General features: G+C 61.9%; 7 protein-coding genes. 6 read left to right on the top strand and 1 reads right to left on the bottom strand.

Annotation, left to right across the window (positions count from 1 at the left end; translation table 11 throughout):
• Positions 1-568: ABC-ATPase domain-containing protein (locus JCM12296_RS31515; protein ID WP_218188384.1), on the bottom strand; the 568-nt coding region annotated here is incomplete at its 3' end.
• A gap of 319 nt (positions 569-887) precedes the next feature.
• On the opposite strand from JCM12296_RS31515, the gene JCM12296_RS31505 reads away from it, so the two are divergent.
• The 6 genes from JCM12296_RS31505 to JCM12296_RS51075 form a co-directional block, all read left to right on the top strand.
• On the top strand, positions 888-2,327 hold the full coding sequence (locus tag JCM12296_RS31505) for a sensor domain-containing diguanylate cyclase (protein WP_054701421.1): 1,440 nt from the start codon (positions 888-890) through the stop codon (positions 2,325-2,327).
• Between the two features lie 136 nt (positions 2,328-2,463).
• Positions 2,464-3,468, top strand: coding sequence for a DUF6599 family protein (locus JCM12296_RS31500; protein ID WP_157068072.1), 1,005 nt, complete (start codon positions 2,464-2,466; stop codon positions 3,466-3,468).
• 59 nt (positions 3,469-3,527) lie between these two features.
• Positions 3,528-4,511, top strand: a complete 984-nt coding sequence (locus JCM12296_RS31495) for a DUF362 domain-containing protein (protein ID WP_054701412.1) — start codon at positions 3,528-3,530, stop codon at positions 4,509-4,511.
• A gap of 68 nt (positions 4,512-4,579) precedes the next feature.
• Positions 4,580-4,741 (top strand): hypothetical protein, encoded by a 162-nt coding sequence (locus JCM12296_RS42845; RefSeq protein ID WP_218188383.1) that lies wholly within the window; start codon positions 4,580-4,582, stop codon positions 4,739-4,741.
• Positions 4,723-6,516 (top strand): 4Fe-4S binding protein, encoded by a 1,794-nt coding sequence (locus JCM12296_RS31490; RefSeq protein ID WP_218188382.1) that lies wholly within the window; start codon positions 4,723-4,725, stop codon positions 6,514-6,516. Before JCM12296_RS42845 ends, JCM12296_RS31490 begins: the two co-directional genes overlap by 19 nt.
• A 110-nt stretch (positions 6,517-6,626) precedes the next feature.
• Positions 6,627-6,702 (top strand): twin-arginine translocation signal domain-containing protein (locus JCM12296_RS51075; protein WP_157068073.1); only part of this gene is annotated, 76 nt, incomplete at its 3' end.

The raw sequence follows: 6,702 nt of genomic DNA, 5'->3' as shown, positions 1-6,702 counted from the left end.
CACGCAGGGCCTCGGCATCGGCGGCGGCGTCAAGGTGCCGGGTCAGGGCACGGGAATCGGTTTTCTCCCGAGAGAGCGCCTCGTCGACAATCGCCGGCAGTTCTTCCAGCAGCATCGCCTGGGCGGCGTTGGCATCGATCCGCCGGCCATGGGCCGGCAGCCCGATGAAACAGCGCACCTCGACGGCCGCATCCAAAACCACGACACTGTTGCGCGCGAGAATCGCCTGTCCGGGCGGCTCGATCGTAATCAGGCCGCTGCGTCCGGTTCCACGCCGTCCCTTGGCGATACGACGGCAGGCATCCATAAATCGCCGGGCCAGGAAATCGGCAAAGGCGGTCCGTCCCAGGGCGGTGTCGCCTTCCAGGCCAACAACGGGCACATCGTCCCGTCGGACCTGGATGCGATAGACGCCGGCGTGCGGCGGAGCAAAGGGATCCTTGGGAACCTGCTGGACGATCAGCCGGAAACGCTCGAAAGCATAGCCACCCAAAAGCGTCTGGTAGTGCGTATAATCCCGGCCGTCGAGGGCCGCCAGCGTATGTTTCAACCGTATTGCGGGTTTCATTGTTGGCCTATTGCCTGAATCGGTCACAATGGATCAATCGCGTCGCCAATGGAAACCAGGATACAATATCACCATCCTTACCGCCAACCGGAAAAGCGGTAGGCAATCGCCATCGCGCCCGAAAACCGGATTGTGGTCTCCCTTCCCGCAGGCGTATAGCGACGGTCTGTCAACCGGGTTTTGCGTCTTGATCCGGTGCAAAAGGACGGGTAATGTTGTTATCATGTCGTCCATCACCCCGAACTGAATACCCCGCGGATCGGTCAGCCCATGAGGCATGCGTTTGGCTGCCATCCGCCGACTTGCGAAAAAAACGACAATGCACCAACGCTTTCGATTTCTGGGCCCCCTGGCCCTTTTGCTCCTCACCGGTTTTGTCTCCACCAGCCTGGTCAGTTACCATGTTGCCCGGGGATCGCTCTCCAAACAGATCAAAGAATCCACCCTGCCCCTGACCAGTGACAACATCTATTCGGAAATCCAACAGGACCTCTTGCGCCCGATTTTCATCGCGTCGCTGATGGCCCAGGACACGTTCCTGCGCGACTGGGCCATCAGCGGCGAGTCCGACCCACAGGCCATGATCCGCTACCTCAAGGAAATCCAAACACGCTATGGCGCGGAAACCGCCTTTTTCGTCTCCGAGAAAACCCATCTGTACTACCACCTGTCCGGCGTTCTTAAACAGGTCCGTGAAACGGATCCCCAGGACCGCTGGTATTTTCGCGTGCGCCAACTCGATACGGATTATGAGATCAACGTGGATACGGATACGGCCAACCGACAGGCGATGGTCGTCTTCATCAATTACCGGGTGTATGACTACGATGGCCAGTTCATCGGTGCCACTGGTGTGGGGCTGGCCGTCAAGGCGGTCAGCGCCCGCATGGCCAGCTACCAGGACCGCTATGACCGACGCGTTTTTTTCGTGGATCCCAACGGGGTGGTCACCCTGCACAGCCCCAATTACCAGGCGCCGGACAATATCCACGACACACCCGGCCTGTCGGCGCTGGTCCCGTCGATCTTCTCTTCCACGACCCGATCCCTGACCTATTCCGTGGATGGTCGATCCATCTACCTGAACAGCCGCTGGGTGCCGGAATTCGGTTGGTACCTGATCGTCGAACAAGTCGAGAATCCGGCCGAACGGCGCATCCGCAACACCCTGCTGCTGAACCTTTTCGTCAGCCTGATGGTTACCGTCATCGTCCTCGGCCTGGCCCATCTGACCCTCGGCAATTACCAGCGCCGCATCGAGAAGATGGCCACCACGGACAAATTGACGGGACTGGCCAACCGTTACACGCTGGAAATCCTCTTCGGCCAAAGCCTCAAATACGTCCGGCGCCATAAAACCGGCCTGTGCTTGATCATGTTTGACATCGACGGGTTCAAAAAGGTGAATGATACCTACGGCCATGCGGCCGGGGATCAGGTGCTCAAGGCGGTAGCTCGTGCGGCCAGATCGCAGATCCGGGAGTCCGACATCCTCTGCCGCTGGGGCGGAGAGGAATTTCTGACCTTGCTTCCGGACTGCGACCGCGACCAAGCCAGGGTTGTGGCGGAGAAAATGCGGCAGGCCATCGAAACCCAGGCAACGATCTTCTGGGGCGACGCGTCGATCGCGACATCGGCCAGTTTCGGGGTCGCGCAGCGGGTGGATGGCGATGATCTGGAGGCGCTGGTCAGCCGGGTGGACGGTGCCCTTTACAATGCCAAGCAGAAAGGGCGCAACCGGGTCGAAGTTGTGCCGTGATCGGTTTTTGAACAGGCGCCGCCCGATGACACGGTTGACAAACACCGGCAAACCTTTCTAAGAGGCTCTCAAGGATCGACCATCCGTCAATGCATGATCGACGACAACTGTTGCAACGAAGGCAATGAACAAAACCGTGTCGAGAAAACCAGGCGGAATCGAAACCGGCATCGCCATGGTCGTGCTGGCCCTTTTGGTGATCGTGGGTGGCGGTGTCTACCTGCGCCAATCGCAGATCAACCCCGCGGTCCTTGCCCTGCGGCCGGATGCGCAGCCGGCTGCGGTCGCAGACACCCCGGATGCAAAGGCGATCATCGACGCCAACATGGCCGGCATGGTTCCGCTTTCCCCGCCCGAGCATTTCACGGCCGAAACCCTTTATGAGAAAATCGACGGCCGCGCCGACCTCTACCTGGCATCGGGATTCGTCGGCCTGGCCGCCCAGCGATTTAGCCCCAACGGCAGCACGACGGGATGGGTGGAGGTGTTCGTTTATGACATGGCCACACCGGAAAACGCCTTTGCCGTGTTCAGCCAGCAAAGGCGAGAGAAGCGCCAACCCGTCGCCAGCCTTGCCAACGCCTACCGGACACCCAACGCCCTGTTCATGACCCAGGACCGTTACTACCTGGAACTGATCGGCGCGGATGCCACGGAATCCCTTCAGACCACCATGCAAAACCTGGCCCGACAGTTCGCCGCCACCCATGGCGGCACGGCGGCCGCCAAGGTGCCCGGCGAGGGTCTTTTTCCCGAGACAGGGCTTGTCGCCGGCAGCGAGCGCTTGATCGCCGCCAATGCCTTTGGCGATGAACAATTGGATCACATCTATACCGCCGACTACCGCATCGACGGAAAGCGGGTCATCGCCTTTGTCTCCCGGCGGGAAAGTTCCCAGGCCGCCGCGGACCTGGCCGACAGCTACCGCCAGACCCTTTTGTCCTATGGCGCCGAGACGGTGGAAGGCGCAGCGCCCGTCGGCGATGCCGCCTTTTTGCGGATGTTTGATACCTTCGAGGTTGTTTTCAGTCGCGGAAAATATCTGGCCGGGGTCCATGAAGCAGCCGATTCGGCCATGGCGGCCGGGCTGGCCAAACGCCTGGCGAATCACCTGGATCCGCTGTCCCGGCCTTCTGAATGATCACCGGATGGCCCTGATGGCACGGCAAAAACGTTTCTTGAAACCCCCTGGAACCGATAATGCGTGAAACCCCCATGGATCGTCGCGAATTCATCCGCCGCTGCACCCGGGCGGGGCTCTCCGTGACCGCTGCCAGCACACTGGCGTTTTTGTTTTACGATCGCAAGGCGCCGGCGATGGATATGGGCGGCAGCCCGGCGATCCGGCTTCCCGACTATTGCCTCGCCACGATGAAAAACAGGCTTTGCATTGCCCGGGCAACGGACCGGGCCGCTGCCGTGCGGCAAGCCTTTGCCGCCCTGGGCGGCATGCAGGCCTTTGTCAAACCCGGTGAACGGGTGCTGTTGAAGGTCAATGCCGCCTTTGCCAGTCCGCCGGCCCTGGGCGCCACCTCCCACCCCGATCTGGTGGCGGCGGTGGTGCGTCTTTGCAAAGAGGCCGGCGCGGCCCGGGTGACCGTCACGGACAACCCCATCAACGATCCGGCCACCTGCTTTGCGCTCAGTGGCATCGATGCGGCGGCCCGCAAGGCCGGTGCCGAGGTGATCGTCCCCCGGGATTCTTTTTTCACGCGCTTCAGCGTCAAGGGCGGCCGCCTGATCCAAGACTGGCCGGTGCTGCTGGCCCCCCTTTTGGACGCGGATCGGGTCATCGGCCTGGCGCCGGTCAAGGACCACCACCGCAGCGGTGCCTCCATGACCCTTAAAAACTGGTACGGCCTTTTGGGCGGGCGACGCAATATCTTCCACCAGGACGTCCACTCGCTGATCGGTGAACTGGCCGTCATGATCCGTCCCACGGTCGTGGTCCTGGACGGCATCGAATCCATGCTCACCAACGGTCCCACGGGCGGGTCGCTGTCCGACCTCAAACCCACCGGCACCCTGATCGTCAGCACCGATCCGGTGGCGGCCGATGCCGTGGGCACCACCTTGCTGGGACGACAGGCAACGGATTTGCCTTTTCTCGTCAAGGCGCAAAAGGCCGGCGCCGGCACCATCGATTATCGTTCCCTGGATCTGAAGGAGATAAAAGTAATTTAATGTCAAAGGCCAAATGTCAAATGTCAATTGAAGGATACCCCCTTCTGTAAGCGAACCGAGACGATTTCATGCGCATCACCACCGCCCGCCGCATCAGCCAGATTTTCTTCTTTTTTCTCTTTGTGTGGTTTTGCTTCGTTTCCACCCTGGGTGAGCGCTTCTGGCAGCTGCGCGGCTGGCCGGTCAACTGGCTGCTGGAGCTCGATCCCTGGTGGGCCTGGGCAGCCTGATCGCCACCGGCAGTCTGTACGCCGGCTTGTTGTGGGGGCTTCTCACCCTGATCCTGACCATCCTTTTGGGGCGGGTGTTTTGCGGTTGGATCTGCCCCTTCGGCGCCCTGCACCAGGCCGTGGGCTGGCTGGCCAACCGCAGGCACAAGGCTGCGGCGCGCATGGCGGCCAACCGCTACCGGCCGGCCCAACGTTTCAAGTACGCCCTGTTGGTCTTCCTGCTCGGTGCCGCGGCCGGCAGCTTGGTGCGCCATCTGCTGGACCTGTCCGTGGAATCGACGATCGTGGTGGTCGTCATCGCCGCCGTCTCGCTGTTGTGCGGCGTCGCTGCCTTGTGGGTGAGAAATGCCATCTGGCGGGACCGAATCCTGAGCCTGGTGGTGTTCATCATCGGCTGGGTGATCACAGGCTTTCTGACCGACGGATCACGGCTGTTGGCCGCCTCCCTGCAGACCGGTCTGCTGGACCCGATTCCCCTGTTCTATCGATCGGTCAACCTGACCCTTCTGCCCTTGGCCGACGGCCCGTCGATCCCGCTCGCCTCGCCGGGCCGGCTCTATCCCGGCAGCCTGGCCATCGGCCTTCTCTTCTGGGTCGCCGTTCTGCTCAACCTGCGTATCCCGCGTTTTTATTGCCGCTTTGTCTGCCCCCTGGGCGCCCTTTTCGGCGTTGTCGGCAAAAATGCCATTTATCGCATGGGCCAGAAGGCCGAGGGCTGCACGGCCTGCGGCGCCTGTAACCAGGCCTGCGAAGGGGCCTGCGAGCCGGCCACGACCATCCGCACGGCCGAATGTCTCTTGTGCATGAACTGCCTGAATGCCTGCCGCCATGATGTCATGGGGTATCGCCACCAGCCCTCGGCGGCCGGTGAGATTGCCGGACCGGACCTTTCAAAGCGCGAATTCACCACCGCCCTGGTGGCTGGACTGGCCGCCGTGCCCCTGGCCCGTCTGGCCGGCAAAACCGGCGAGAACTGGAATCCGGCCGTCATCCGGCCCCCCGGCGCCCTGCCCGAGGAAATGTTTCTGCAACGCTGTATCAAGTGCGGCCAATGCATGCGCATCTGCCCCACCAATGTCATCCACCCGGCCGCCCTGCAGGCCGGCATCGAGGGCATCTGGACACCGATACTCAATTTCCGCATGGGCACCAGCGGTTGCCAGCGCGGCTGCATCGCCTGTGGCAACCTCTGTCCCACGGCCGCCATCCGGCCGATCAGCCTGGACGAACGCCTGGGACGCGGCGATTTTGCGGACCGGGGGCCCATCCGTATCGGGACGGCCTTTGTCGACCGCGGCCGCTGCCTGCCCTGGGCCATGGACCGGCCCTGCATCGTTTGCCAGGAGAACTGCCCGGTCAGCCCCAAGGCGATCGTCACCCGCGAAGCTTTCCAACCGGTACGCTTAGGCGGTGCGTTGCACCTGATCGACATGAAGGACCGCCAACTGAGGTTCGACGGCCCGGCCCTGCCGGCCGAGCGCTTTGCCACCGGCGATTATTTTGTTACCATGGCAAATAGCGATGCCATCCCCCCGGTGCGGATCGTCGATATCGGTCCGGGGGGCATCACCCTGGCGGAAAACCCGTTTGCGGTCGCCGCCCATCCCGGAGACCGCATCACCGTTCAGGTGCGCCTGCAACTGCCCGTCGTCAATCCGGCCGTCTGCATCGGCTGCGGCGTCTGCGAGCACGAATGCCCGGTCAAGGGACGCCGGGCGATCCGCGTGAGTGCTGAAAACGAAACCCGCGACCGGCGCCACCGCTTGTCGCTGTGAGATAGGTTAATAGGCTGTAGGAGAATAGGTTGATAGGCAGTAGCTATCGGTGGTTAGGGATATGGATAGGTGTTAAATCCACAACGTCTTCCCTTTAAATAGGTGACCCCATGAAGAAGAAACCCTTTTCGATCACCCGTCGATCCTTTTTCAAAACCGCCGGCGCCGCCGGCCTGGGCGCGGCCC

The sequence above is a fragment of the Desulfosarcina cetonica JCM 12296 genome (genome assembly GCF_001311845.1).
GTDB lineage: Bacteria > Desulfobacterota > Desulfobacteria > Desulfobacterales > Desulfosarcinaceae > Desulfosarcina > Desulfosarcina cetonica.
This window is presented reverse-complemented; position numbering and strand designations above follow the sequence as displayed.